The organism is Nonomuraea sp. NPDC050202 (assembly GCF_040656115.1).
Lineage (GTDB): Bacteria > Actinomycetota > Actinomycetes > Streptosporangiales > Streptosporangiaceae > Nonomuraea.
This window is the reverse complement of record NZ_JBFALF010000016.1, coordinates 19298-44669: the sequence shown is the minus strand read 5'-3', so window position 1 is coordinate 44669 and position 25372 is coordinate 19298. Positions and strand designations below refer to the sequence as shown.

The following is a 25372-nucleotide window of genomic DNA, read 5'->3' as shown; positions in this document are numbered from 1 at the left end:
AAAGAGTTCGTGCTGACGTCACCGACACGCGGTAGAAAGCGGTCGTCTGGGAACTTTCCTCCACACTGAGACATATGGGGCCTGGGGGGAAGTATGTACCACTCGCTCGGTGTCGTCGTCACCGCGATCATCACCGCCGTGCCGCCGCAGGTGGACAACATCGCCCACCGCGGCGGCTCGGCCAACGCGCCGGAGAACACCATCGCGGCGTGCGCCGTGGCCAGGGCCCACCGGGCCGACGTGTGCGAGTTCGACGTCCAGCAGACCAAGGACCACCGGCTCGTGCTGATGCACGACGAGACCCTGAGCCGGACCACGAACGTCGAGAAGATCTTCCCCAGGCGGAAGCCGTGGCGGGTCTCCGACTTCACGCTCGCGGAGATCCAGCGGCTGGACGCGGGATCGTGGTTCTCCCCGCGCTTCCGCGGCGAGGGTGTGCCCACGCTCAGGCGGGCCCTGGAGGCCACGCGCGGCACCGGCACCGGGCTGCTGCTGGAGATCAAGCACTCCCCGCGCAGCCCGGACATCGACCGCCGCGTGGCCGCCGAGCTGCAGGAGGAGCGCGAGTCGTGGAGCCCGGAGCGGCTGACCGTGCAGGCGTTCGGCTGGCCGTCGATGCGGGTCCTGCGCGACATGGTGCCCGGCCTGCCCATCGCGCTGCTCGGCAAGCCCGCCGCCGGCAGGCTCGCCGAGGTGGCCAGGTACGCCGACGGCCTCACCGTTCCGCACGCCGGGCTCACCGCCCGGTACGTCAAGAAGGTGCACGAGCGGGGCATGCGCGTATACACCTGGTCGGCCGACCGGCCCGCCCTCATCCGGCGGCTCGTCTCGTACGGCGTGGACGGCATCATGACCAACCGGCCCGACCGCCTCCAGGCCGTCGTCCGGCGCGGGTGACGCCCGCGGCCTAGGCTGGGAGGTCCACCCGTGAAAGGCGTTCTTGCATGTTGTGGCCTTGTATCGCCGACGGTCACGGTAACGTGCCTCAACGTGCGCGACAGCCGTGCGGAACAAATGCCGTCCCATGGGTGAAGCGTGGAACGTGCCAGGCCAGATCTCCAAGCGTGACCGGTGCGATCCAACCAAGACGCAGACGCTCCCGCCGTCCGGCGGTGGCGCGTCCTTCCATGCACGCCAGCCGCGCAGTGTCCTGCGCGTCGCCTTGGGAACAGGGATAGAGGTGGCCGAAAGCACCGAAAGCGCGCAACCGGGCCATGTTCCCGGCCTGGCGGAGAGGCGGGACCTCCGGCTCCTGTGGACCGGCTCCACCGCCTCGCAACTGGGGAACATGGCCTCCACGGTGACCGCACCACTGCTCGCGCTCACGCTGACCAGCTCGCCCGTCTTCGCCGGATGGGTGGCCGCCGCCGGCACGCTGCCGCGCATCCTGCTGCACCTGCCCGCCGGGGTGCTGGCCGACTACTCCAACCGGCGCCGGGTGATGGTCGGCAGCATGCTCGTCCGCGCGGCGCTGGCCGTGCTGATGGTCGGCTGCCTGCTCGTCGGCCAGGGCGGCGACGAGGGCATCGTGTACCTCCTGCCGCTCGTCAGCGTCGCGCAGGGCATCTGCGTGGTGCTCTACACCACGGCGGAGACGACGGCCGTGCCCTGGCTGGTGCGGCGCGAGCGGCTGGCCAAGGCCATGGCGGGCAACGAGGCCCGCACCCACGTGGCCGGGCTGCTGGGCAGGCCGCTCGGCGGGTGGCTGTTCGAGCTGGGCCGCTGCTGGCCGTTCCTGCTGGACGTCGCGACCTCCGTCGTGTCGGCGCTCACCCTGCTGAGGATGCGGAACAAGCGGTTCGCGCGGGCCGCGGCCGGGCGGCCGCTGCGGGCGGCGTGGCAGATCCGCGCGTTCTGGCGCGGCCTGACCTTCCTGCGGCACGAGGAGTTCCTCGCCCGCGTCATGATCGTCTGCGCGCTGGCGAACTTCGCCTTCCAGACCCTGGGCCTGACCCTGGTCCTGCTCGCCCACGAGCGGCACCTGTCGCCCCTGGTGATCGGCCTGCTGATCGCGGCCTCGGGGCTGGGCGGGGTGCTGGGCTCGCTGATGGCCCCGCGCATGCTGCGCAGGATGAAGCCGGCCCGGCTGATCGTCGCGGGCGTCTGGGCGTGGTTGCTGCTGAGCGCGTGCCTCACCGTGGCCGACCACGGCTCGCTCCTGTACGTCGCCGCCGTGCTGCCCGCCGCGTGGGGCGGGATCGGGTTCATCGGGGCGCACATCAACGTCGCGCTGGTCCTCTACCAGGCCTCGGGCGTGCCGAAGAGGCTGTTCGGCCGGGTCACCAGCGTGATCCGGTTCTTCTCCGGCAGCACCGTGCCGCTCGGCGCCCTGGCGGGCGGCTACCTCCTCGCCCTGCTCGGCACGGAGGGCGCCGTCGTCCTCGTGGCCGCCGTGGTCGGCGTGCTGGCCCTGGCGATCTCCGCGCCGCGGCGCCCGTCATCCGTCCGCCGCCGGCTCCGCCGGGAGCGGCCGGGCGACGGGGCCGGGCACGGGAGCGGGGAGCTCCCTGGCCACCTCGTGGAAGAGGTCGTCGCTCAGCGCATGGAGGCTGCCCTGCAGGCTGGTCTGTATCGCCGCAGGAGCCTCCGCGGGCACCGAGGTGGACCACGCCTGAAGGTAGGCCTCGTCGACTGCCCGGCTCAGCGACTCGATCCTGTGGTGGACCCGCGGCGGGCACAGCGGCCGCAGCCACGCGACCGCGACGCTGGCCGCCAGGTACTCCACGCGTACCTGGCGGAGCTGCTCGGGCCGGTCCTCGCCGCCGAGGCGGGCAAGGCTGTTGCCGCGCATGTCCAGGGAGATGCGCACGGCGAGGCCGAGCTTCAGCACCGCCGCCTGCGCGTCCGCGAACGCCGCGAGCAGCTCCTTGACCTGTGCGTCCTGCCGGAGCGCTTCCCGCTCCTCCGCCGCCGCCGCACGGTCCTGCCTGATCTTGTTCCGCTCACTGATCATGTAGAAGCCGGCGCCGGACAGCGCGGCCAGCACGGCGCTGCCGCCGGTGATCAGGGTGAGCAGTGCGGTTTCACTGATCAGCGATGCCTCCTGTGAGCGCCTGGCCGAGGCCGGTCCGTACGACCGGGTCGTTCGGGATCCTGCTGACGGCCGCCATCATGTGCTCGATGGCCGTGCTCCGCCTGCCCTGGGCGAGCGAGATACGGCCGACCGCGGCGAGCATCCAGCCCACGGAGGCGCAGTCGTTGAGCGCCTCGTACAGGGTCGCGGCGGCGAGGTAGCGGGCGACGGCCTCGTCCAGCGAGCGCTGCTCGTAGCAGAGGTTGCCGAGCAGCGACTCGATGTCGGCGCGCACCCGCATCTCCTTCGGCGGGCAGACGCGGGCGGCCTCGCGGGCCAGCCGCCCGGCCCGGCCCGGCTCGCCCGCGGCGCGGGCGCGCACGGCGGCGCACAGCAGCGCGGCCGGGTCCGGCGGGAGCGAGGGCCACTGCCCGGGGTCGAGCCCGCGCAGCGGGGCGAGCAGGCGCCGCCGGCGCAGGTCGGGGCCCGCGCTGTGCCGGGCGTCCGTGATGAGGTGGCGGTCCTCCAGCGAGTGCAGGAACGCGCCGGTGATCTCGGCGGCCGGGGCCGTGCCGGTCCTGCCCCGGTGCAGGACGGTGCGCCGCAGCCAGGCCTCCAGCTCGCGCGGCGACAGCTCGTGCTCGGCCGCGGCGGCGGCGAGCGTCCTGCCGCACCAGTCGGCCAGGGCACGCTCGACCTCGGCCCGCAGGCTCGCCGGGACGAGGTGGTCGTGGCCGGGGGGATCGCGCCACAGGTGCGCCCCCGCCACCTGCAGGAGCAGGGGGTCGATCGCCCGGGTCAGCCGGCTCACGCGGCCGCTCTCGTCCCTGACCGCGCGCAGCTCCTCCAGCAGCTCCTCGACCTCGGCGGGCGGGAGGCGCAGCCGCATGGCCTGGGCGGAGCGGCTCACGACGTCGGTGGCGGCCTCGGGCGTCAGGGGCCTGAGGTGGTACTCGGCGCATTCCGGCCGGCCGGCGTCCTTCACCTCGTGGCGCAGGTCGTCGAGGTAGTCGGAGCGTACGGCCAGGAGCAGGCGCAGGTTCGGCCGGCGGGCCAGCGCCTCGAAGAGCTCGTCCAGCAGCCGGCGGCGGTGCCCCTGGTGCGGCTCCTGCCGGCGCAGGAACGCCTCCGCCTGGTCGACGGCGGCGAAGATCGGGGCCGGCTCCCCGTCGCTGTCGAGGGTCTGCCTGCCGCGGACGAACTCGCCGACCGACAGCTCCGCCAGCCGCCCCGGCGACTCCTCCGGGTCCCAGGACGACAGCAGGGTGAGCACGTACGGGTTGTGGCCCGGCAGGGCGGCGGCCGGCCAGACCTGGCACGAGGTGGCCCGGCCGAGCGGCAGCACGTTGGCGTTGTCGGCGCGCAGCTTGGGGATGAGACCCGCGCGCAGCAGCGAGGTCTTGCCCGCGGCGGCGTCGGAGTGGAGGATCGTCAGCCGGTTGCGCCGCCACAGCCCCCGCAGCAGCCGGATCTCGTCGGACCGTCCGAAGAAGAGGCTCTCGTCATGAGCGGTGAACGGCCGCGGGCCGATGAAGGGGCTGCGTCGCCGCCGCAGTGCCGCGGGTATTCCTGCCATGGGGAGACCTCGCTAACCGAGGAGCTGACATATCGCGCCGCCGGGCCGGGGAACGACCCGGTACGCCACGGTGCGAAATCAAATATCGCCCGGGCCGAAACGCAATGATGTCTCATTCCGCACCACATTCCCAAGGTACCGCACGTTGATGCGGAGCACTTGCCGGGCGCGGCCGTTTCGGACCCCCGAAATGAATGTCGGCGGTCAGTTCTCCGCGCGCGCGGGAGGCGTGCTGTTGTCGAATGCCGCGTACACGTCCTCCTGCTCCCGGCCGTGCTCGAACAACTCGCGCAAGGCCGTGCCCAGGGCCGAGTCGCCGAGTTCGCGCAGGTGGACGGGGGAGAGTGCGGAGACGTCGACCAGGTCGCCCTGGCGTACGGAAAGCTGCGGTCGCATGAGCGCTCCCTCGTGGCCATGAGTCGCCGGCGGCGGCCCCGCCCCGTTGAAATTGATCAGGACTTTCGTGGAGCCATTAATCCGGTGCTCTCAGTCTTCGTCTGACTCTACCGCTGCGGGGCCGGTCCGGACGGTTAGGATGGTGCTCGTCATCATTACTTCCCCATGCCTTTGCGGTCGCAATCCATCGAACGAAAACGTCATCGGGTCGAGTGGACGGGAGGCGGAACGCGTGATGGTTTCAGAGCCGTCCACCACGGAGCGGTCACCACGTGATTTTCCGACGGTGTGGAAAGTGCCCCCGCGGAACAAGAACTTCACCGGGCGGGAGACCCTGCTCAACAGGCTGCACACGGGCATCGGCGACAACGTCACGGCGGTGGTGCCGCACACCCTGCACGGCCTGGGCGGCGTCGGCAAGACGCAGATGGCCATCGAGTACGCCTACCGCTTCCGCGACAGCTATGACGTCGTCTGGTGGATCCCCGCCGACCAGCCCGGCCTGGTCCGTGCGACCCTGGCGCAGCTCGCGCCGAAGCTGGGCGTGCCCGACGCCACGACGGCGGGCATCGAGGACGCCGCCAACGCCGTGCTCGACGCCCTGCGCAGGGGCGAGCCGTACGCCCGCTGGCTGCTCATCTTCGACAACGCCGACCAGCCCGAGGACTTCGGCGAGCTCATCCCGCCGGGCCCCGGCGACGTCCTGGTCACCTCGCGCAACCACCGCTGGGCCGGCGTCTACGAGACGATCGCCGTGGACGTCTTCCCGCGCAAGGAGAGCATGGAGTTCCTCGCCAAGCGCGTGCCGTCGGTCACGGTCGAGGAGGCCGACAGGCTGGCGGAGGCGCTCGGCGACCTGCCGCTGGCGCTGGAGCAGGCGGCCGCCCTCCAGGTCGAGACCGGCATGTCGGCGCAGGAGTACCTGCGCCTGTTCGAGCAGCACGCCTCCAGCCTGCTGGAGGAGGGCAAGCCCCGGGAGTACCCCTGGTCGATGACGACGGCCTGGCGGCTGTCGGTCACCAAGCTGCGCGAGCACCTGCCGGAAGCCATGGAGCTGCTGCGCACCTGCGCTTTCTTCGGCCCCGAGCCCATCCCGCGCGACGCCTTCCGCCCGGTCAAGGGCCCGGTGCGGCCCGAGCTGGCCCAGCTGCTCGCCACGCCCATCCGGCTGAGCAAGGCCATCGCGACGCTGGCGCGCTACGCGCTGGTGCGCATCGACCCCGACGAGCGCACGCTCCAGGTCCACCGGCTGATCCAGGCGCTGCTGAGGGAGGAGCTGCCGGCGCCGCTGCAGGACGAGATCCGCTCCGAGGTGCACTCCCTCATCGTCGAGGCGGCCCCCGCGGGCGCCGACATCCCCGCGAACTGGCCGCGCTACCAGGCGCTGCTCGCCCACGTGGACCCGGCGGAGATGGCGCAGAGCACCCGGGCGGACGTCCGGTCGTTCGCGCACGACATGCTGGGCGCCCTGGCCTCGTCGGGCGACTACCGCACCGCCAGCAGGTACGCCGACGCGTTCGTGCGGCAGTGGTCCCGCGACTCCGGGGCCACGGACCCGGACGTGCTGCGGGCGCAGCGCGTCAAGGGCGACATGCTGCGCGAGTTCGGCCGCTACGCCGACGCGTACGAGCTCAACACGGCGACGCTGGCCACGATGCGCGAGGCGCTGGGGCCCGACCACCGCGAGGTCCTGATCCTGCTCAACGGCATCGGCGCCGACCTGCGCGGGCGCGGCCGGTTCATCGACGCCAGAGAGCACGACAAGGAGTCGGTGGAGCGGCACCGGGCCGTGCTCGGCTCCGACGACGTGCAGACGCTGCGGGCGATCAACAACCTGGCGCTCGACTACGGCCTCACCAGCGACTACCGGGCCTCGCAGGCGCTGCTGGAGGAGGCGTACCGCGCGGCCCAGGCCAACGAGAGCAGGGTGAGCAGGGGCACCTTCCTCAACCTGTGGGCCAGCCTGGCCCGGTCGGTCAGGCAGTGCGGCGACTACAACGAGGCGTGCGACGTGGGCAGGGACGCGCTCGGCTACGGGCGGCAGCATCTCGACGCCGACCACCCGCGCGTGCTCCTCGTGCAGAAGGACCTGGCCATCGCCCTGCAGCGGGCGGGCGAGCGGGAGGAGGGCCTGGAGCTGGCGCGGGACGTGCACGGGCGATACGTGCGCATCTACGACCTCAACCACCCGGGCACGCTGGCCGCGGCCACCTGCCTGGCCAACTCCCTGCGCAGCAACGACCTGGTGGAGGACGCCTACAGGCTCGCCAAGGACACCATGGACCGCTACGCCAGGGTCTACAGCTCCGAGCACCCGTACCACCACGGCTGCATCAGCAACGTGGCGCTGCTGGAGCGGCTGCGGGGCGAGCCCGCGCTGGCGTACGAGCTGAACGAGCAGGCGCTGGCCGGGCTGGAGGCCAGGTTCGGGCGCGACCACCACTACGTGCTCACCGTCGCGGTCAACCTGGCCGGCGATCTGGCCGCGCTGGGCGAGTTCGACCGGGCCTGCCGCCTTGGTGAGGAGTCGCTGCGGCGGCTGCGCGGTCTGCTGGGCGAGCACCATCCGGCCTCGCTGGCCGCCGCCGCCAACCTGGCCACCGACCTGTCCGCCGCCGGCCGGGGCGACGAGGCCAAGCGATTGTTCGACGAGACGATGCGGCGCTACGAGGAGACGCTCGGGCGCGAGCATCCCGACGCGCTGGCGGCGGCCGAAGGGCGCCACCTCGACCTCGACTTCGACCCGCCGCCGATCTAGCCGCTCAGCCGGGAGCGCCGGTCAGGAGCGCCACGTCATCGGCCACGAGCCGCCGGATGTGCGTGATCAGCCGGTACAGGTCGCGGCAGTAGACGGAGGGGTTGCGGAAGCCCGCGCCGGAGCGGTACCGGTGCGGATAGAGGCCCCCGCCGCAGACGCGGGCGATCGCGCACGAGGAGCAGCGGGCCGACAGCGCCTGCTCGCCGATCTGCCGCGCCGCCACCGACGGCAGGAAGAGCGCCGTGTCGAACGAGTCGCGCAGCACGTGCAGCATGGTCACCGTGGCCCCGTCGTAGGCCGACTTCAGCGTGTCCACCTGCTCGATGCTGCCGTCCGTCTCCACCACCACGACCGCCACCGGTGACAGGCCGATCGCCTCGCTGCGCGACGGCCGGCCGAGGAGCAGGCGGATGATCTCGCTGAACAGCCGGACCTGCGTCTCCTGCGCCGGGGCCTGGTACCAGCGGTCGAAGACGGCCACGAGCCAGTCGCCGTACGGCGTGCCGTCCCGCGACCAGCCGGGCGGCGGGGTGTCCCAGTTGCCGTGCGGCAGCAGGAAGTCCACCACCGGCGGGCCGAACCGCAGCAGCGCCTCGTACGTGACGACCGGGTCGCTCGCCAGGTCCAGCGTGCACAGCAAGCCGCTGAACAGGTGCCGGTACGCGGGCGCGGTCAGGCGTTCCAGCCCGGCCCGCACCTCGGCGTAGGTGCCGGTGCCCTGCGCGCGGCGGCGATGGCGGTCGTGCCCCTCCTCGTCGCCGTCCAGGCTGACGCCCACCCGCACGTCGAGCTCGGCGAACAGCCGCAGGAACGCCTCGTTGAGCAGCACCCCGTTGGTCTGCGCCCGGACGGTCGCCGTGACGCCGTCGCCGAGCTCGGCACGCAGCCGGTTCACCGCGTAGCGGGTGTGCTCGACGCCCGCGAGCAGCGGCTCGCCGCCGTGCAGGACGATCTCGACGTTCCGCATGCCGTGCGCCTCGGCGTGCTCGGCGACGCGCGCGGCCACCCGGTCGATCGTCGCCTTGGACATGCGGCGCGGCTGGCCGCGCCAGCCCTGGTCGGCCATCTCGTAGACGTAGCAGTAGTCGCAGGCCAGGTTGCAGCGGCTGTGCAGCTTCAGGATGAACTGCCGGAACGGCGTCGGCCGCCACCCCGACTCCAGCAGGGTGCCGACGTCGAGGCCGGCCGGCCATTCGAGCTCGCGCCGGGCGTTGTTTCCCACGCTGATCAGCTCCTGATGGCGAGATGCGAGCGCAGCGGCGGCTGAGGGCTCGGCGGCAACGGGGATGCCCCGGATCCGAGATCGGCAAACGCCGGGCTGGTAGCCGCCACATGGACAACGACCGGGCAGGAAACGGTCATGACTCTGGCCAGCCCGCCGTGCCACGCTCCGATGCACGTGGGGAGCGCGGGGCCCGCCTCGGCAGCGCCGCGCCCGCCCGGGCCGAGACAAGGAACGGATGTGCGTTTGGACTACCGCTGGCACCTGCGGAAGGTGATGGCCGTCCGCGGCATGTACGCCACCACGGACCTGCGGCCCCTGCTCGCGGAGCGGGGGTTCCGGCTGTCGCAGAGCCAGGTCTACCGGCTGGTCGCCGAGCGGCCGGTGCGGCTCAACCTGCACGTGCTGATGGCCCTGCTGGACATCCTCGACTGCTCGATGGAGGAGCTCATCGAGCCGGTCACGGCCGGCCGGAGCCCGGCAGCCGAGCCGGGGCCGGCTGCCGGGCACGCGTCCGAGAGGGAGGCCGGGCCCGTCCCGCCGCAGGCTGGGCACGCGTCCGAGGATGCCGGGCCCGCCCCGCAGCGGCCTGGCCAGGCGCAGGTCCTCCCCGGATGAGGAGCCGGGGGGCCGGCCGCGGCGAGGCGGCTCGGGCGCGGCACGCCGGCCCCTCAGGGGATCAGCAGCGTCTTGCCGAGCGTGGCCCGCTTGCCGATGGCCGCGTGCGCGTCGGCGGCCCGCTCCAGCGGGAACGTCTGGCCGATCACCGGCCGCAGCCGCCCGGCGGCGCCCTCGGCCAGCGCCCGCACCGACAGCTCGTACGTGGCCGCCGGCGACGGGAAGGCCGCGCCCATCGGCACCAGGGTGACGCCCCGCCCGGCCGCCTCCTCCTCGGGGATCGACGTCATCGTCCCGCTGCCCGCCCCGAACGCCACGAACCGCCCGCCCCGCCGGACCAGCTCGAACGCCGCCCGCCCGATGGTGCCGCCCGCGGGATCGGCGGCCACGTCCACGCCCGCGCCGCCGGTCGCCTCGCGTACCCGCTCGGCCCAGTGCGGCTCGGTGTAGTCCACGCCCACCTCGGCGCCCCGGCTCAGGGCCAGGTCCAGCTTGGTCTTCGAGCTGGCAGCGGCGATCACCCGCGCGCCCGCCTGCCTGGCGAGCTGGATCAGCAGGCTGCTGACGCCGCTGGCGGCGGCCCCGATCAGCACCCACTCCCCGGCCACGGGCGCGAGGGCCCGCGCGACGCCCAGAGCGGTGCGCCCGTCGTTCAGCAGGCCGACCGCGTCGCGCAGGCCGAGCCCGTCCGGGATCGGGATGAGCAGGCCGGCGTCGACCGCCACCTTCTCCGCATAGCCGCCCGAGCCGCCGGTGGTGCTGGCCACCCGCTGCCCGACCAGCGCGGCGTCCACGCCGGGCCCCGCCGCCACGACGGTGCCCGCCACACCGTTGCCGGGGATGACCGGCAGCGCGGGCAGCGGCATGGGCGCCGAGCCCGACCGCACCTGCGTCTCCACGTACGTGATCCCGATCGCCGCGGTCTCGATCAGCACCTGTCCCGGACCTGGCACGGGATCCGGCGTCTGCTCGACCCGCAGCACCTCGGGCCCGCCGAACTCCCTCAACCAGACAGCGCGCATTCTTGGACTCCTTAGACTCTCGGGCAGAAAATGGGCAGTGAATGGCCTGGGAAGCGATCAGCCGGACAACCCAGAATCACCGGGTTGGTTCCCGGTGAGGAAGGCTGATCGACCATGAGTGAACGCCTGCGCGTCGCCGTGCTGGCGGGAGGGCCGTCTCCCGAGCACGAGGTCTCGCTGCAGTCGGCGCAGGCGGTGCTCGACACGTTACCGAAGGACCGGTACGACGCGATCCCCGTCATCATCGACCGGCACGGCAGATGGCCGCTGGACCTGCGCCGCGACGTCGCGGACGTGGTCTTCCCCGTGCTGCACGGCCCGTACGGCGAGGACGGCGTCATCCAGGGCCACCTGGAGACGCTGGGCCTGCCGTACGTGGGCTGCGGTGTCCTGGCCTCGGCCGTGGCGATGGACAAGAGCGCGATGCGGCGGGCGTTCCTCGCGGAGGACATCCCCGTCACGCCGCACGTCTGGTTCACCGAGCACGACTGGCGCACCACGATCGACCCGTGGAGCCTGGTGAAGCCGCTCGACTGGCCGATGTACGTCAAACCGGCGAACATGGGCTCATCCATCGGCATCTCCCGCGTCACCTCCGTCGAAGAGCTGCGGGCGGGGGTGGAGCTGGCCCTCACCTACGACCGGGTGGTCGTCGTGGAGCAGGGGGTCGAGGCACGCGAGCTGATCTGCGGCGTGCTCGGCGACCATGACACCCCCGAGGCCTCGGTGACCGGTGAGCTCCACGTCCACGGCGACTGGCTCGACTACGAGGCCAAATATCTCAGCCACTCGGAGATCGCCACTATTCCCGCCGCGCTGCCCGGCCACGTGGCCGAGGAGGTGCGCGAGCTGTCCCTGCGCGCCTTCCGCGCGGTCGGCGGGTACGGGCTGTCCAGGGTGGACTTCCTCTACGAGGAGGAGACCTGCCGCCTGTACGTGCTGGAGATCAACACCATGCCCGGCTTCACCCCTCGATCGGTCTTCGCCAGGGCGTGGGAGGCCAGCGGGGTCCCGTACCCGGACCTGCTGGGCCGCCTCATCGACCTGGCGCTCGCCAGGAGCGGCTCGTGATCCCGATGACGCTGGCCGAGATCGCCCAGGTGCTGGGCGCCGGCCTGCACGACGTGCCGGACCCGCACGCGCCGGTGACGGGGCCGTCGGCGGTCGACTCGCGCGAGGTGCGGCCCGGCGGCCTGTTCGCCGCCACCGCCGGCGCCCGCGTGGACGGCCACGACTACGCGGCCAGGGCCGTGGCCGCCGGTGCGGTGGCCGTGCTGGCCGCCCGCCCCGTCGGGGTGCCCGCGATCGTGGTGAAGGACGTGCAGTCGGCGCTCGGCGTGCTCGCCCGGCACGTGCTCGGCCGGCTCGGCCCGACCGTGATCGCGCTGACCGGCTCCGTGGGCAAGACCACGACCAAGGACCTGCTCGCCCAGGTGCTCGAACCGCACGCGCCGACGATCTCCACCGACCGCTCGTTCAACAACGAGCTCGGGCTGCCGCTCACCGTGCTGCGCGCCGACGCCGGCACCCGGTACCTGGTGCTGGAGATGGGCGCGGGCAGGAAGGGCGACCTGACGTACCTGACCGGGATCGCACCGCCGCGCCTGGCCCTGGTGCTCAACGTCGGCGCCGCGCACGTGTCACGCATGGGCGGCGGGCTGGCGGACGTGGCCGCCGCCAAGGGGGAGCTGGTCGAGGCCCTCCCGCCGGACGGGTACGCGCTGCTCAACGCCGACGATCCGTACGTCGTCGGCATGGTGTCGCGCACCAGAGCCCGGATCGTGCTGTACGGGCAGTCGCCTGGCGCCGCCGTGCGGGCCGAGAAGGTGACGCTGGACGAGGCGGGCAGGGCCGCGTTCGACCTGGTCACCCCCGCGGGCCGGGCCAGGGTCGAGCTCGGCCTGGTCGGCGCGCACCAGGTGGCCAACGCGCTGGGCGCCGCCGCGGCGGCCGTCACGCTCGGGCTGCCCGCCGACGGGATCGCCGCCGCGCTGAGCGCGGCCACGCGCCGCTCGCCGGGCCGGTTCGAGATCACCGAGCGGCCCGACGGCGTCACGGTCATCGACGACGCCTACAACGCCAACCCGGAGTCGATGCGGGCCGGGCTGCACGCGTTCAAGGCGCTGGCCGGACGCCGCCGCACGGTCGCGATCCTCGGCGGGATGGGGCAGCAGGCCGACGCCTCGCCCGCCCGGCACGCCCAGGTGGGGCGGCTGGTGGCCGAGCTGGGCATCGACGTGCTGATCACCGTGGGCGGCGGGGACGTGCCGGCCATGGCGCACGAGGCGCGGCTCTCCGGCCCGGGCGTCGCCGTTCACCCGAGCGAGGACGTGACGGGAGCGATCGCGCTGGCCAAGGAGCTGATCGAGCCGGGGGACGTGGTGTTCGTCAAGGCGTCCAGCGAGTACGGGCTGGGCGCCTGCGCCCGCGCGCTGCGCTGACTCAGCGCTCTCCCAGGGCGAACCCGGCTGCCGCCTCCGCGTGCAGCCGGGCGCTCGGCAGCACCGGGATCGCGGTGTCCTTGTCGCTGATCAGCAGCTCGATCTCGGTGCAGCCGAGTATCACGCCCTCGGCCCCCGCGTCCGCCAGCTCGGCGACGATCTCCACGTAGGCCTCCTTCGAGGACGGCCGGAGCACCCCGCGCACCAGCTCCTCGAAGATCACCCGATGCACCAGCTCACGCCGCTCGCGCCCGGGCACGACCACCTCGAAGCCGTACGCGGCCAGCCGGTCGCGCAGGAACGGCTCCTCCATGGTGAACCGGGTGCCCAGCAGCCCGACCTTGCGCCACCCCCTGGAGACGACCTCCGCGCCCACGGCGTCGGCGATGTGCAGCACGGGCACGCCGGTGCCGCGTGTCACCTCCTCGCACACCCGGTTGAAGGTGTTGCTGCAGATGAGCAGCAGCTCGGCGCCCATGCGCTCCAGCTTGCCGCCCGCGTCGGCCAGCATCGTGCCCACCTCGTCCCAGCGGCCGGCGAAGATGAGGTCCTCGACGGTCGTGTAGTCGACGGACCAGATCAGGCTGTTGGCGGAGTGGCTGCCGCCGAGCCGTTCGCGTACCCGCTGGTTGATGATCTGGTAGTAGATGATCGTCGATTCCCAGCTCAGCCCGCCGATGAGCCCAATTGTGCGCATGGCGGCAGGTTAGAGGCGGCGCCTGCCCATTTCGCAGGCCGAAAAGTGTCCAGTTTCCGCAGATCAGCGTGGGCGGCGGGTGGCGGCCAGGTAGAGCAGGCATGCGACGGCCAGCGCCGCGCTCACGCCGAGCGCGACCGGCGCCCCCACGGGCAGCAGCAGCCCGCCGAGCGCCGTCCCCAGGGCGATGCCGAGGTAGAGCACGGAGCCGTTCAGCCCCACGACCACGGCCGCCTCCTGGGGCGCGGCGGAGATCAGCCGCAGTTGCTGCGCCGGTGTCTGGAACCAGGTGCTCGCGCCCCAGGCCGCCATGAGCAGCGCGGCCACCGGCAGCACGTGCGGCCCCGTGCCGGTGGCCCAGGTGAAGGCGCCCAGGGTGAGGGCGAGCGCCGCGTACCCCACGGCCAGCACCCGGACGGGGCCGTACCGGTCGGCGGCGCCGCCCGCGACCAGGTTGCTGGCGAAGGCGCCCGCCCCGTACAGGAACAGCAGCCACATCTCCGACTCCGGCGTGGCGCCCAGCGTGTGCAGGAGCGGGACGGCGTAGGCGTACAGGCCGTAACTGGCCATCATGCCGAGCATGGTCAGCGGCAGCACCGCGACGACCCCCGGACGGCGCAGCGCGTCGAGCCGGGCGCGCAGGGGGACGCTCGGGCTGCCGGGCAGGGCGGGCAGGACGGCGATCACGCCGGCGGCGCAGAGCGCGCAGAGCGCGGCGACCAGCCCGAGCGCGACCCGCCAGTTCAGCGTCCTGTCGGCCAGGTTGCCCAGCGGGACGCCGAGCGCGGTGGCCACGGTCAGCCCGCCGACCACCACGGCCAGCGCGCGGGCCCGCTGCCCGGGCGCGGCCATGGAGGCGGCGACGGCACCGGCGTTCGGGGTGAACGCGGCGGCCCCGGCGGCGGCCAGCACCCGGGTGACCATCAGCACCGGGTAGCTGGGCGCCAGCGCGGACCCGAGGTTGGCCAGCGCCAGCACGACGAGCGCGGTGGTCAGCAGGGCCCGGCGCGGCACCCGCGCCGTGAAGGTGGCCAGCACGGGCGAGAGCACCGCGTACGCGACGGCGAACACGGTGGCCGACTGCCCGGCGGTGCTCTCGGAGACCTGTAACGACCGGGCCATCGCCGGCAGGAACCCGGCCACCACGTACGCGTCGGTGCCGACGGCGAACGTGCCGAGCCCCAGCACCAGGGTCCTAACCGGGATACGAGACATCCTCATTCCTGTCCTGAGAAGACCGCCAGACGGCGGGGGAGGGGTGATCAGCCGCGCATGCGCGCGTAGTTGCGCCGGGTGCGCTCACCCGAGGGGGCCGCGTCTGCCATGAGGTCGGCGATCGTCTGCCGGGCCAGCTCCCGGCGCCAGGCCAGCTCGGCCCGCCGCATCGCCATGGAGATCCCGCAAGGGCGGCGGAACTGCCCGCCCTCCGCGCCTGCGCCGCGCTGCCGGATCTCGACGCAGCGGAACGCCTCCGCGGCCCCCTCCAGCGCGGTCACCACGTCCATCATGGTGATCTGCTCGGGCGGCCTGGCCAGCGAGAAGCCACCCCTGGCGCCGGGGGTGGAGGCGAGGATCCCGGCCTTGGTCAGGGCCTGGAGCCGCTTCTTCAGGTACTCCTGCGGGAGGTCGAACCAGGCGGCGAGCTTGCGGATCGACACCGGCCCCTCATCCCTGAGCCAGCCCAGGGTCACGCAGCAGTGCAACCCCCACTCGACTCCTTCACCCATCTGCACAACCGGGATAATACACATCCCGAATAGCCAGCGCGCGTCGTTGCCGATGTTCGCCCACTCTCGGGTTATGGTGCATAACGGTAAGTAGTCGAGAGGTGGGGGCAAAGATGGCTCAGAACGATGGCGTCCAGAATGTCGTGAGCTCGATCAACGACTTTCTCCAGCAGGCCGTCGACCGTCAGGACGTGCCGCAGGACATCCGCGACCGGGCCGAGCGCCTGAGGGCGAACCTGTCGCAGCTGTCGGGCGGCTCGTCGGCCATGTCGATCTAGCCGATCGCAGTCCGGAAGGCGGCGGTCTTCGCCCACGTGCGGGCGGGCCGCCGTCTCGCATGTCAGCCGGCCCTCAGCGTGGACACCGCGGCGGCCACCGGGGTGACCGTGCCGCCCGGGCCGAGCTCGAAGGTCTGCCCGTCCTTGGGGGAAGAATCATGACCATTGTGGTGAGGTCCGCGTCACTGGCGGTGGCCATGGTGCCGATGGTGCTGCTCGGCCAGGCCGCCGCCCGCGCCGACCGCACCGGCGGCGGTGCGGTCGCGGCCACAGGCGTCGCCGTGCCGGTTGCCGGCGCCCAGGCGGGCGGGGGCGTCGCCGTGCCGGTTTCTGGAGATCGGGCCGGTGGGGGCGTCGCCGTGCCGGTTCCCGGCGATCGGGCCGGGCTGGTGGTGCTGGTGGAGCTGACCGTGCGGCGGTTGCTGCTGGCCGACGAGGTGGCGGCGGCCAAGCTCGCCGACGGCCGCCCGATCACCGATCCCGTACGCGAGCGGCGCCTGCTCGACGCGGTCGCCGTCCTGGCGGCCCGGGCCGGGCCCGCGCCGGAGGACGCGGTGCGGTTCTTCCGGGCGCAGATCGAGGCGGGCAAGATGGTGCAGCGCGGGCTGCACGCACGCTGGCGGGCGCACCCGGAGCTGCGTCCCCGGCGGCACCCCGACCTGGCGGCCGAGGTGCGCCCACGGCTCGACCGGCTCACGCCCACGCTGCTGCGCCTGCTCAGGCAGACCTCACAGGTACGCGCACCCGCCGGCCGCTGCTGGGCCGGGCTGGCCGCGGCGCGGCTCGCCGTCGAAGCGCGTACCGGCCTGGACCGGCTGCATCGCGACGCCCTCGACGCCGCCCTCGCCCCGCTCTGCGACCCCGCTCAGGCCGAGCGCGTCACCTGATGGCGGGTCCGGGGCGCGGAACACCACGTGCTCGTCCCACTCGGGGGAACGCGCGTACAGCTCGGCGGCCTGCGGGTGGCCGGGCGCCCGCGACCGGAAGCGTAGGGGCGCGTGGGCACGGGCAGGCGGAGGACCACGGCCGCGGATGCCGCGACGGGCGCCGGCCCCTCGGCGGGCGCGGGCTCGGCGGACGCCGGTTCGGTGGGTGCCTGTTCAACGGGTGCCGGTTCGGTGGCTTCGGGTTTTCGGGCGCCGGAGGGAGGAGGCAGTAGCACGTCCTCCAGCAGTTGCATGAGCATCAGACCGATCAGAGCCGCCACCGGGATGGCCAATGCCGCGAGGATGATCGTCACCTCCTGCTGTGGCGCCGGGCGGCCGTTCGGATGTGACCGCCTCGTTCACGTTCCGCCAACGAGCGGCCCCTACCGCACCAGAACCGGACTAAACGGGCCTGGTGGACTCGGCGTGCGGTCAGGACAGATTGCAGGTGGCCGTCATCATCCACGGGTTCTCCGGCGGCACGCCCACGGCCTGGTCGTAGGCGGGGTACTTCCACGCGCACAGGTCCGACACCGTGACCTCCGCGCCGCCGTCCGAGCACTTCATGCCGGACCAGCCGGCGCCGAACGTCATCGTCTGCCCCCGCGCCTTGCAGTACGCGCCGAAGTCGTTCCACGTGACCGTGCCCGTGGTGGGCTGGAGTGACGGCTTGGGGGAGGGCTGCCGGCTGCTGGTGGCCTTGCCGGCGGGCGACCTGCTGGCCGTGGGCTTGGGGGTGGTCGTCCTGGGTTTCCTGGTCGAGGTGGTGGGGCTGCTGCCCGGCGTCGCGTTCTGGTCGCGGGCCGGGGTCGCCGACTTGCGGGGCGTCTTCACCGGGGACGCCGGAGCGGGGCCGGCCGTCGCCTTGCCGGGCGACGTCGTGGCGAGCAGCTCGTACGCGGTGGGCGCGGGCGAGGGGGTGGACGCCGGAGCCGAAGGCGCGACGGAGGTCGGCGGTACCAGCGCCTCCTGCCGCTGGGCCGTGGCGGGCGCCAGGGCGTACACGCCGATGCCGACGCCGGCGGTGACGATCAGTGCCGCGCTGACCGAGGCGACGGCGAGCATGCGGCGGCGAGCGGTGTCGCCCGCGAGGGTCTGCCGGGCAGGGAAGGACCCGCTCGTGGCGCTCACGGCGGGGAAGGGCCCGCTCGTGGGGTTCCCGGCGGGGAAGGGCCCACTTGTGGCGTTCCCGGCGGGAACGTGTCCCGCGGGGCCATCGGTCGTGACGCCCTGCCAGGTCGGGACGGGCAGGGCGCGCAGGCGCTCGACCACCTGGGCGGCGGTGGGCCGCCGTACCTGGTCCTTGGCCAGGCACTCCTCCAGCAGCCGCCGCAGCCGCCCTTCCACCCCGCCCAGATCCGGCTCGCTGTGCAGCACCGAATGCAGGGCCGCGGGGATGGAGTCGCCGGGGAAGGCCCGCCGCCCCGTGGCCGCGTAGTACATGGTCGCGGCCCAGGCGAACAGGTCGGCGGCCGGCCCCACGTCCTCGTCCGCGATCTGCTCGGGCGCCATGTACGCGGGGCTCCCGATGGGCTGGCTGCTGGCGACCGACTGGCTCAGGTCCAGGGCCTTGGCGATGCCGAAGTCGATCACCACCGGCCCGTCGGGCCCCAGCAGCACGTTGCCCGGCTTGAAGTCCCTGTGCACCACCCCGGCCGAGTGGATCGCGGCCAGCGCCGTCGCGGTGTTGATCGCCAGCCGCTGCAGCGCCGCGGCGCCGCGTGGCCCGCTCTCCCTGACCGAGTCCTGCAGCGAGGGCCCGTCCACGTACTCGCTGACGATGTACGGCCTGGCCCCCACGAACCCGGAGTCGAGCAGCTGCGCCGTGCAGAACGGCGCCACCCGCTTGGCGGTCCGCACCTCCCGCAGGAACCGGGTCCTGGCGGCGTCGTCGGTAATGAGATGCGAGTGCAGCAGCTTGACCGCGACGAGCGCGCCACCCGGGCCGCGACCCGTGTACACCACGCCCTGACCGCCCGCCCCGAGCCGGCCCTCCAGGCGGTACGGCCCGACCTCGGCGGGGTCTTCCGGGAGCAGGCTCATCGGCTCGGGCACCGGTTCTCCTCGACGTCGTGCTCGGCGGGGTTCAGGACGGTGTCCCGGGGACCAGGAGCGGCCGGCCGGGCGGAAGCTGGGCGACCAGCCCCTCGGCGGCCGCGGAGATGGTGAACACGAAGAAGTCCTCCGGGGTGTGCGCGGGGATGCCGGCGGTGGCCTGCCGCATGAGCGCGGAGCCGGCCATCACCGTCAGCGCCTCGTCGATGGCCGGGGTGCCGAGCAGGCTCGCCCGCCACTGCTCGGCCACGGTGGCGCCGATGGCCACGGTGGCCATCGCGGAGGAGAGCGCGACGGCGGCGGCCGGCTCGTAGCCGCGCCGGCCCAGGGCGGTGACCTGGTGCTCCAGGAGCCGCAGGCCGGACGGCCCGCGCGGGAACAGCCGCTGCATGTACTCGGCAGTCCCCGGATGGCTGAGCGTGAAGCGCCGCAACTGCATGGCGAAGCCCGCCAGGTGCGCGGCGGCCGGCTCGGTGGGGTCGTCGACCAGCGTCAGCTTGTCGAGGATCGCCTCGCCGACCAGCCGCTCCAGCGCCGACCGGCCGGCCACGTGGCGGTAGAGCGCCGCGGTCGTGACGCCGAGCGCGTCGGCGACGCTCTGCATGCTGAGCCGGTCGAGGCCGATGCGGGTGCCGGCCTCGACCACGTCACGAAGCGTGAAGCTGGCCGTGCGCCCGCCGGTCTTCATGGGTGAGCCCCCTAAGTTACGGTGCCTAACTTAGAAGAATGATCAGCCCGGGCGCAAGAAGCCGGCCGGCTTCCTGGAGGCCCCGCCGCCCGGACGGCATAGGGTGACCCGGTGAGCAGCTCGACGCAGCCGGGCGACGTGGTCCGGCGGCTGGTGCGCATCGGCGAGCGGCAGGGCCTCGACGTGGCGTCGTTGCTGCGCCGCACCGGCATCCAGGCCGGCCGGGAGGGCTGCGCCGACGTGACGCTCACCCAGGTGGCGGAGCTGACCCAGGAGTTGTGGATCCTGACCGGGGACGAGCTCTTCGGCCTCGGACCTCCCGTGCCGCTGGCACGTTCCGCCGCACGTGTGGCTGGCCACGCGGGACTACGGGTCGTCCACCGCCGACCGGGTGCGCAAGATCCTCGAACGCGGGCTGCGCGGCCACTGGCCGGCCCCCGACGACCTCGCCGCCCAGTTCAACGTGAGCACCCAGCACCTGCGCAGGCTGCTGCGCGCGTTCAGGCGGGCCTTCCGCCGCTGGACCGGCCACCCGCCCGGCGCCTACCGCTCGTGAGCGATCGGCCGCGCCACCCACCACGACGGGCATGATGCCCTCGCCCCGCTCGATGAAAGTTTCACGTGAAGCTGTGGCATGAGAGACATGCCCGTTATGCTCGCGGCACGCATCGATGCCGATCACTGGGCCACGGCGGAAGGTGACCATGAGCGAGGCGTCCCCCGAGCGGATCTGGACCCATCAGGACCCGGACTACCTGCCTCCGGAGATCGACACCAGCAAACCCAGCATCGCCCGCGTCTACGACGCGTTCCTGGGCGGCAAGGACAACCTCGCGGTCGACAGGGCCATCGCGATCGAGGGCATGAAGCACTTCCCCGACGGCGGCGGTGGCGCGCGGAACAACCGCGCGATGTTGTTCAGGGGCGTGAAGTTCATGACGGAGCAGGGCATCGACCAGTTCCTCGATGTCGGCTCCGGCCTGCCCACGATGGACAACACGCACTCCGTCGCCCAGCGCATCAACCCGGACGCCCGCGTCGTCTACGTCGACAACGATCCCATCGTGCTCGCCCACGCCCGGGCGCTGCTGCAGACCAACGGCAACACCCGGGTCATCACCGCGGACATGCGCGAGCCCGACGCGATCTTCGACCACCCGAAGGTGCGGGGTTTCCTGGACTTCTCCCGCCCGATCGGGCTGCTGCTGGTGGCCGTGGTGCACCACCTCGGCGACGACGAGGGCCCGGCGGAGCTGGTGGACACCTACAAGTCCCGCCTGGCCCCAGGCAGCTACCTGCAGCTCACGCACTTCTGCTCGTGCGCGCCCGAGGTGCGGGCGCTGGAAGGGGTCCTGCTGTCGATGCTGGGCACCGGCAGGGCCCGCGACCTGAAGGAGATCACCCGCTTCTTCGACGGGCTGGAGCTGGTCGAGCCGGGCGTCGTGCACCTGCCGGAGTGGCGGCCGGACGGGCCGGTCAAGCAGCCTCTCGACCTGGCCGGCAACTGCATCGCGGGCGGCGTGGGCCGCAAGCCCTGATCCGCGGGTTCACCATTCGAGCCGGAGCGCGAGCGGGCCCCGGTGGTCGAGCGTGCCGCGGTACTCGATCCGCTGATCCGGTACGAGCCTGAGGCCGGGCAGGCGCTCGGCGAGGAGGCGCAGCGAGATCTCGACCTGGCGGCGCGCCAGGCCCGCCCCGGGGCAGTAGTGGGGGCCCTGGCCGAAGACCACGTTGGCGTGCGGGGGCCGGGTGATGTCGAACGTCTCGGCCCGCTCGAAGGCGTCCTCGTCCCGGTTGGCGGAGGCCAGGCAGAGGGCGAACTCGGTGCCGGCGGGGAAGTCCCGCCCCCCGACCTCGGCGTCGGTGGTCGACACCCGCAGGAAGATGTGCGTCGGGGTGTCGTAGCGGGCGATCTCCTCGGCGGCGTTCGGCGCGAGGTCGGGCCGCTCGCACAGCAGCCGCCACTGGTCCGGCTGCGAGAGCAGGTGGAGCATGCCGTTGCCGAGCAGCGCCGAGGTGGTGATGTGGCCGGGCAGGGCGACGCTCAGGACCAGGCCCACGAGCTCGGCCTTCTCCTCGAAGGACAGCGGCCCGTCATCCGGGGCGAACGCGGCGACGTAGGAGCTGATCACATCGTCGCGGGGCGCGGCGCGGCGCTCGGTCACGTACCGCTCGATGAGCCGCTGGAAGCGCACCCACGCCTGGGCGCAGGCGAGCTGCTCCTCCTCGGACCTGAACCGGTGCCCCATCGAGACGGCCGCCGCGGCCCGGCTGTCGTCCCCGAACGCCGTGCTGTCCTCCTCCGCGAACCCGACCAGCCTGGCGATCACGTCCACGGGCAGCCGGTTGGCGTACCCGGCCATGAACTCGACGCCGCCGTCCTTGGCGAAGCCGTCGATGAGCCGGGAGGCGCGTTCGGTGATGTAGGGCTCGATCGCGGCGACCCGTTCCGGGGTGAGCGCCGCCGCCGCGGGCGCCCGCCGCCGCCGGTGCTCCTCGCCGTCCATCGTGATGTACGAGCCCCGGTTCGGAAGGCCCTTCTCCAGCTCCGCGAGGAGCGCCGGAGGGAGCGGCGTGTACGGCCGCAGGGTGTTGGCCGAGGAGAAGCGGCTTCCGTCACGCAGGATCCGGCGCACGTCGGCCATCTTCGTCACCACCCAGGCTCCGATCGCCGGGGAGTAGAACAGCGGCTCCTCGCGGCGGGCCCGCGCGTAGAAGGGGTAGGGGTCGGCGTGGTGCTCGTGGAGCGGTTCGTACAGGTCACCCAGCGACATGCCCATCACCTTCACCTGGAAGCCCGGAGCCCGGAGCCCGGAAGCCGGAAAGCCTGAAAGTCCGGAAGATGGCAATTGCCCTGACTATAACCCGGCGCCGGTTACCGTGGCGTATGACCAGCGAGACCCCTGAGGCGCGCCGGCACCGCCGCGAGCAGCTCCGCGACTTCCTGCGTGCCTGCCGGGCGCGGCTCACGCCCGGCGACGTCGGCATGGTGGCCGCGGGCCGGCGCAGGACGCCGGGGCTGCGGCGCGAGGAGGTCGCCGTGCTGGCCGGGGTCGGCGTGTCCTGGTACACGTGGCTGGAGCAGGGCCGCGACATCAATGTCTCGGCCGAGGTGCTCGACGCGATCGGCCGGGCCCTGCGCCTGACCGAGCCCGAGCGCGCCCACCTGTACCTGCTGGCCGGCCTCAACCCGCCGCGCCCCGGCGGCGGGCCCGGCGCCGAGGTCACCCCGGAGCTGCGGCGCCTGCTCGACGCGTGGACGCCGCGACCGGCGATCCTGCGCGACAGCCGCTGGAACCTGCTGGCGATCAACGAGGCGACGCGGGCGGTGTTCGGCTACGACGACCTCGATCACAACTGCCTGGTCTCGTTCTTCACCAACGCCCGCTACCGCGGCATGCACGTGCAGTGGGACTCGGTGGCGCCGGCCGTGGTCGCCGCCTTCCGCGCCGACGCGGGGCACGCCCCCGGCGACCCCGAGTTCGGCCGGCTGGTGGCCGACCTCAGCTCGGTGAGCCCCGACTTCGCCGCGCTCTGGGCCCGCCACGAGGTGGGCGCCCCCGTACAGGCGGTGAAGGCGGTGCGCCACCCCGCGGCCGGTGACCTGTTCTTCGAGATGACGACCCTGACCGTGGCCGACCGGCCGGACTGGCACCTGGAGCTGTACAACCCGCTGCCCGGCACCGAGGAGCGCCTGTCCAGGGTGGTGGTGGCAGACCCAGGCTGAGCACGCACTGTCTCGCCCGCGAGCCGTTCGGCAGGCTGAACCCCATGACGAAGACACGTTTCGACGGCAAGGTCGCACTCATCACCGGCGGCACGAGCGGCATGGGCCTGGCCGCCGCCCGCAGGCTGCTCGCCGAGGGCGCGCGGGTGGTCATCACCGGCAGGGACAAGGCCCGCCTGGACGCCGCGCTGGACGACCTGGGTGGCGGTGACCGCGTCCTGGCCGTACGCGGCGACGTGGCGGACCTGGCCGACCTGGACACGCTGACCACCGCGATCCGCGACCGGTACGGGCGGCTGGACGTGGTGTTCGCCAACGCGGGCGTCGCCTCGTTCGGGGAGGTCACCGAGGCCGAGTTCGACCGCATCGTGACCATCAACTTCAAGGGGGTGTTCTTCACCATCCACAAGACGCTGCCGCTGCTCGCGGACGGCGCCGCGATCGTGATCAACGCGTCGTGGACGCTGCACCGCGGCCTGCCCGGCGCCTCGATCTACGCGGCGACCAAGGCGGCGGTGCACAACCTGGCGCACACGCTCGCGGCCGACCTGGCGCCGAGGGGCATCCGGGTGAACTCGGTCAGCCCCGGCTACATCGAGACCCCGATGTTCCACGACAACATCTCCGCCGAGGCCGAGGCCGCCGTGCTCGCCGCGGTTCCCGCCGGTCGCCTGGGCACGGCCGAGGACGTGGCGGGCGCGGTGGCCTTCCTCGCCTCGGACGAGGCCTCCTACGTCAACGGGCAGGACCTGGTCATCGACGGCGGCCTGGTCGCCACCGCCTCCGGGCTCACGGGCTGACCCTCGTCCGCGCCCGGATCAGGCGGCGGCCGAGCTCCTGAGCCGGCAGCTCGACGAACCGGTAGGTCAGGGTGGCGACGGCGACGACGACGGTCGCCAGCCCCAGCGACCAGGCGATCCGCCCGGGCAGCCAGACCTCGCCCGGGTACGGCACCAGCCGCCGCAGCACCTGCACGACCAGGGGATGCAGCAGGTAGACGGAGTAGCTGATCAGCCCGAGGCGCACGAGCAGAGCCGACGGCCGCCGCAGCAGCCGGAAGGCCACGAAGGTCAGCCAGGCCGCCGCCACGGCAGCCGACCAGCTCCACCTGAACGCCACCGCCTGCTCGTCGGACATCCCCCAGCCGGGGCCGAACCAGAGCGCGGCGCCGACACACACGACGGGCACCAGCCCGACCACCCACCTCGCGCCGCGGTGGAGCTGCCCGTGGTCCAGCCGGTGCAGCGCGGTTCCGGCGAACATGGTGGCCACGATGGCCAGGCTCTGCCAGGCCCCGATCCGGCTGTTGGCGCCGAGCAGCACGACGGCCGGCACGGCCAGGGCGGCCGCGCCGCACAGCCGTACGCGATGGCCGCCGCCGAGGACCGCGGCGAGCCCGGCCACCAGCACGGCGGTCACGATCAGCACGACGGCGTCACCGCCGAGGGCGCGGGACAGGGCGCCGGCCGGGAGCAGCCCGCCCACGAGCACGGCCGCCATCACCACGACGAGGGTGCCGGTGGTGCGCGGCCGGTGCGGCGCGACGACGAAGATCGCTGTGACCAGGAGGTAGAACACCATCTCGTAGGAGAGCGTCCAGAACACATTGACGACGCTGACCACCTGCATGAAGTCCTGCAGCATCGTCAGGTGGGCCAGGGTGGCCGCGGCCGGTCGCTCGCCGAGCTGGGCGGGCAGCTCCGAGTACACCCGCAGGAGGCCGAACCCGGTCCCGGCGACCGCCGCGACGAGCCACAGGGGGTAGAGGCGGAACAACCGGCCGATCCAGAACCCGGTGACGCTGCCGCGCCGCTCCAGCGAGGCCGGCACCACATAGCCGCTGACCAGGAAGAACACCATGACCCCGTACTGGCCGAAGTCGAACCACGGGCTGACGGCCGCGCGGACCTCGGGAAAGAGGGGATCGAGCAGGTGCTCGAAGAGCACGGCGAGCACGGCCAGGCCGCGCAGGGCGTCCAGCCAGGTCTGCCTGCGTGGCGGCGGGGGAGGCCGCGTCCGGACGCCGGCCCGCGGCCCGCCGTCGCCCTTCAGGGCGGCCAGGTTGATGGACACCCGGTCACGTTAGGGGGCCAACCTGAGCGAATGCTTAGAGTAAGACCAGGTCAGATGGCATCTTGTCTTGCACGAAACCTATCGTGAATATTCCTTTCCGCGGGATGTCCATGGCCTGTCGCGCTGCCTAACCTCCTAGTGACGAGGGAGGTGCC

The 25372-nt window shown here is 73.0% G+C and carries 23 protein-coding genes; 12 read left to right on the top strand and 11 right to left on the bottom strand.

The features are described from left to right. Positions 1-93 precede the first annotated feature (93 nt). Together AB0I79_RS34250 and AB0I79_RS34245 are read left to right on the top strand one after the other, a co-directional pair. Entirely contained in the window at positions 94-897 is an 804-nt protein-coding gene (locus tag AB0I79_RS34250; RefSeq protein ID WP_357882046.1) for a glycerophosphodiester phosphodiesterase family protein, read from the top strand. A 283-nt stretch (positions 898-1180) separates the two neighbouring features. Next, entirely contained in the window at positions 1181-3049 is a 1869-nt protein-coding gene (locus tag AB0I79_RS34245; protein WP_357882043.1) for an MFS transporter, read from the top strand. Here AB0I79_RS34245 and AB0I79_RS34240 read toward each other — a convergent pair. Together AB0I79_RS34240 and fxsA are read right to left on the bottom strand one after the other, a co-directional pair. Continuing rightward, the gene (locus tag AB0I79_RS34240; RefSeq protein WP_357882039.1) at positions 3024-4589 is read right to left on the bottom strand and encodes an ATP-binding protein; all 1566 of its coding nucleotides are present in this window, start codon (positions 4587-4589) and stop codon (positions 3024-3026) included. The genes AB0I79_RS34245 and AB0I79_RS34240 overlap by 26 nt on opposite strands. A 204-nt stretch (positions 4590-4793) precedes the next feature. Continuing rightward, positions 4794-4985 carry an FxSxx-COOH cyclophane-containing RiPP peptide gene (gene fxsA, locus AB0I79_RS34235; RefSeq protein WP_357882036.1) on the bottom strand — a complete coding sequence of 64 codons (192 nt, stop codon included), beginning with the start codon at positions 4983-4985 and terminating at the stop codon, positions 4794-4796. Positions 4986-5280: 295 nt separating this feature from the next. On the opposite strand from fxsA, the gene fxsT reads away from it, so the two are divergent. Further along, positions 5281-7743 (top strand): FxSxx-COOH system tetratricopeptide repeat protein, encoded by a 2463-nt coding sequence (gene fxsT, locus AB0I79_RS34230; protein WP_357882033.1) that lies wholly within the window; start codon positions 5281-5283, stop codon positions 7741-7743. Positions 7744-7747: 4 nt separating this feature from the next. On the opposite strand, the gene AB0I79_RS34225 is transcribed toward fxsT, so the two are convergent. Then, on the bottom strand, positions 7748-8965 hold the full coding sequence (locus tag AB0I79_RS34225; RefSeq protein ID WP_357882030.1) for an FxsB family cyclophane-forming radical SAM/SPASM peptide maturase: 1218 nt from the start codon (positions 8963-8965) through the stop codon (positions 7748-7750). A gap of 240 nt (positions 8966-9205) precedes the next feature. Here AB0I79_RS34225 and AB0I79_RS34220 point away from each other — a divergent pair, with 240 nt between their 5' ends. Continuing rightward, positions 9206-9583 (top strand): helix-turn-helix transcriptional regulator, encoded by a 378-nt coding sequence (locus AB0I79_RS34220; protein WP_357882028.1) that lies wholly within the window; start codon positions 9206-9208, stop codon positions 9581-9583. A gap of 53 nt (positions 9584-9636) precedes the next feature. Here the strand turns inward: AB0I79_RS34220 and AB0I79_RS34215 are convergent, their stop codons facing one another. Continuing rightward, entirely contained in the window at positions 9637-10605 is a 969-nt protein-coding gene (locus tag AB0I79_RS34215) for a zinc-binding dehydrogenase (RefSeq protein ID WP_357882026.1), read from the bottom strand. Between the two features lie 114 nt (positions 10606-10719). Here AB0I79_RS34215 and AB0I79_RS34210 point away from each other — a divergent pair, with 114 nt between their 5' ends. Continuing rightward, on the top strand, positions 10720-11676 hold the full coding sequence (locus tag AB0I79_RS34210; RefSeq protein ID WP_357882022.1) for a D-alanine--D-alanine ligase family protein: 957 nt from the start codon (positions 10720-10722) through the stop codon (positions 11674-11676). A gap of 5 nt (positions 11677-11681) precedes the next feature. Beyond that, a complete protein-coding gene (gene murF, locus AB0I79_RS34205) occupies positions 11682-13046 on the top strand; it encodes a UDP-N-acetylmuramoyl-tripeptide--D-alanyl-D-alanine ligase (protein ID WP_357882683.1) in 1365 nt (454 codons plus the stop codon). Position 13047: 1 nt separating this feature from the next. Here murF and AB0I79_RS34200 read toward each other — a convergent pair whose 3' ends face one another. The 3 genes from AB0I79_RS34200 to AB0I79_RS34190 form a co-directional block, all read right to left on the bottom strand. Next, positions 13048-13743 carry an aspartate/glutamate racemase family protein gene (locus AB0I79_RS34200; protein ID WP_357882019.1) on the bottom strand — a complete coding sequence of 232 codons (696 nt, stop codon included), beginning with the start codon at positions 13741-13743 and terminating at the stop codon, positions 13048-13050. A gap of 63 nt (positions 13744-13806) precedes the next feature. After that, positions 13807-14958, bottom strand: a complete 1152-nt coding sequence (locus AB0I79_RS34195) for an MFS transporter (protein ID WP_357882016.1) — start codon at positions 14956-14958, stop codon at positions 13807-13809. Between the two features lie 47 nt (positions 14959-15005). Then, positions 15006-15470, bottom strand: a complete 465-nt coding sequence (locus AB0I79_RS34190) for an Rrf2 family transcriptional regulator (protein WP_357882680.1) — start codon at positions 15468-15470, stop codon at positions 15006-15008. Positions 15471-15583: 113 nt separating this feature from the next. Between AB0I79_RS34190 and AB0I79_RS34185 the strand changes: the two genes are divergently transcribed. Beyond that, positions 15584-15748 (top strand): hypothetical protein, encoded by a 165-nt coding sequence (locus tag AB0I79_RS34185; protein WP_357882013.1) that lies wholly within the window; start codon positions 15584-15586, stop codon positions 15746-15748. 158 nt (positions 15749-15906) lie between these two features. Further along, positions 15907-16635 (top strand): gamma subclass chorismate mutase AroQ, encoded by a 729-nt coding sequence (gene aroQ, locus AB0I79_RS34180; protein WP_357882010.1) that lies wholly within the window; start codon positions 15907-15909, stop codon positions 16633-16635. Between the two features lie 471 nt (positions 16636-17106). Here the strand turns inward: aroQ and AB0I79_RS34175 are convergent, their stop codons facing one another. After that, the gene (locus AB0I79_RS34175; RefSeq protein WP_357882007.1) at positions 17107-18729 is read right to left on the bottom strand and encodes a protein kinase; all 1623 of its coding nucleotides are present in this window, start codon (positions 18727-18729) and stop codon (positions 17107-17109) included. A 31-nt stretch (positions 18730-18760) separates the two neighbouring features. Continuing rightward, on the bottom strand, positions 18761-19417 hold the full coding sequence (locus AB0I79_RS34170) for a TetR/AcrR family transcriptional regulator C-terminal domain-containing protein (RefSeq protein WP_357882004.1): 657 nt from the start codon (positions 19415-19417) through the stop codon (positions 18761-18763). Positions 19418-19763: 346 nt separating this feature from the next. Here AB0I79_RS34170 and AB0I79_RS34165 point away from each other — a divergent pair, with 346 nt between their 5' ends. Next, a complete protein-coding gene (locus AB0I79_RS34165) occupies positions 19764-19973 on the top strand; it encodes a hypothetical protein (RefSeq protein WP_357882001.1) in 210 nt (69 codons plus the stop codon). 148 nt (positions 19974-20121) lie between these two features. Next, positions 20122-20955, top strand: a complete 834-nt coding sequence (locus AB0I79_RS34160) for an SAM-dependent methyltransferase (RefSeq protein ID WP_357881998.1) — start codon at positions 20122-20124, stop codon at positions 20953-20955. A 9-nt stretch (positions 20956-20964) separates the two neighbouring features. On the opposite strand, the gene AB0I79_RS34155 is transcribed toward AB0I79_RS34160, so the two are convergent. Beyond that, positions 20965-22191, bottom strand: a complete 1227-nt coding sequence (locus AB0I79_RS34155; RefSeq protein ID WP_357881995.1) for a cytochrome P450 — start codon at positions 22189-22191, stop codon at positions 20965-20967. A gap of 113 nt (positions 22192-22304) precedes the next feature. Between AB0I79_RS34155 and AB0I79_RS34150 the strand changes: the two genes are divergently transcribed. Both AB0I79_RS34150 and AB0I79_RS34145 read left to right on the top strand, forming a co-directional pair. Then, positions 22305-23144 carry a helix-turn-helix transcriptional regulator gene (locus AB0I79_RS34150; protein WP_357881992.1) on the top strand — a complete coding sequence of 280 codons (840 nt, stop codon included), beginning with the start codon at positions 22305-22307 and terminating at the stop codon, positions 23142-23144. Between the two features lie 44 nt (positions 23145-23188). After that, on the top strand, positions 23189-23944 hold the full coding sequence (locus AB0I79_RS34145; protein WP_357881990.1) for a glucose 1-dehydrogenase: 756 nt from the start codon (positions 23189-23191) through the stop codon (positions 23942-23944). Here AB0I79_RS34145 and AB0I79_RS34140 read toward each other — a convergent pair. Next, entirely contained in the window at positions 23934-25217 is a 1284-nt protein-coding gene (locus AB0I79_RS34140) for an acyltransferase (RefSeq protein WP_357881987.1), read from the bottom strand. The genes AB0I79_RS34145 and AB0I79_RS34140 overlap by 11 nt on opposite strands. Positions 25218-25372 lie beyond the last annotated feature (155 nt).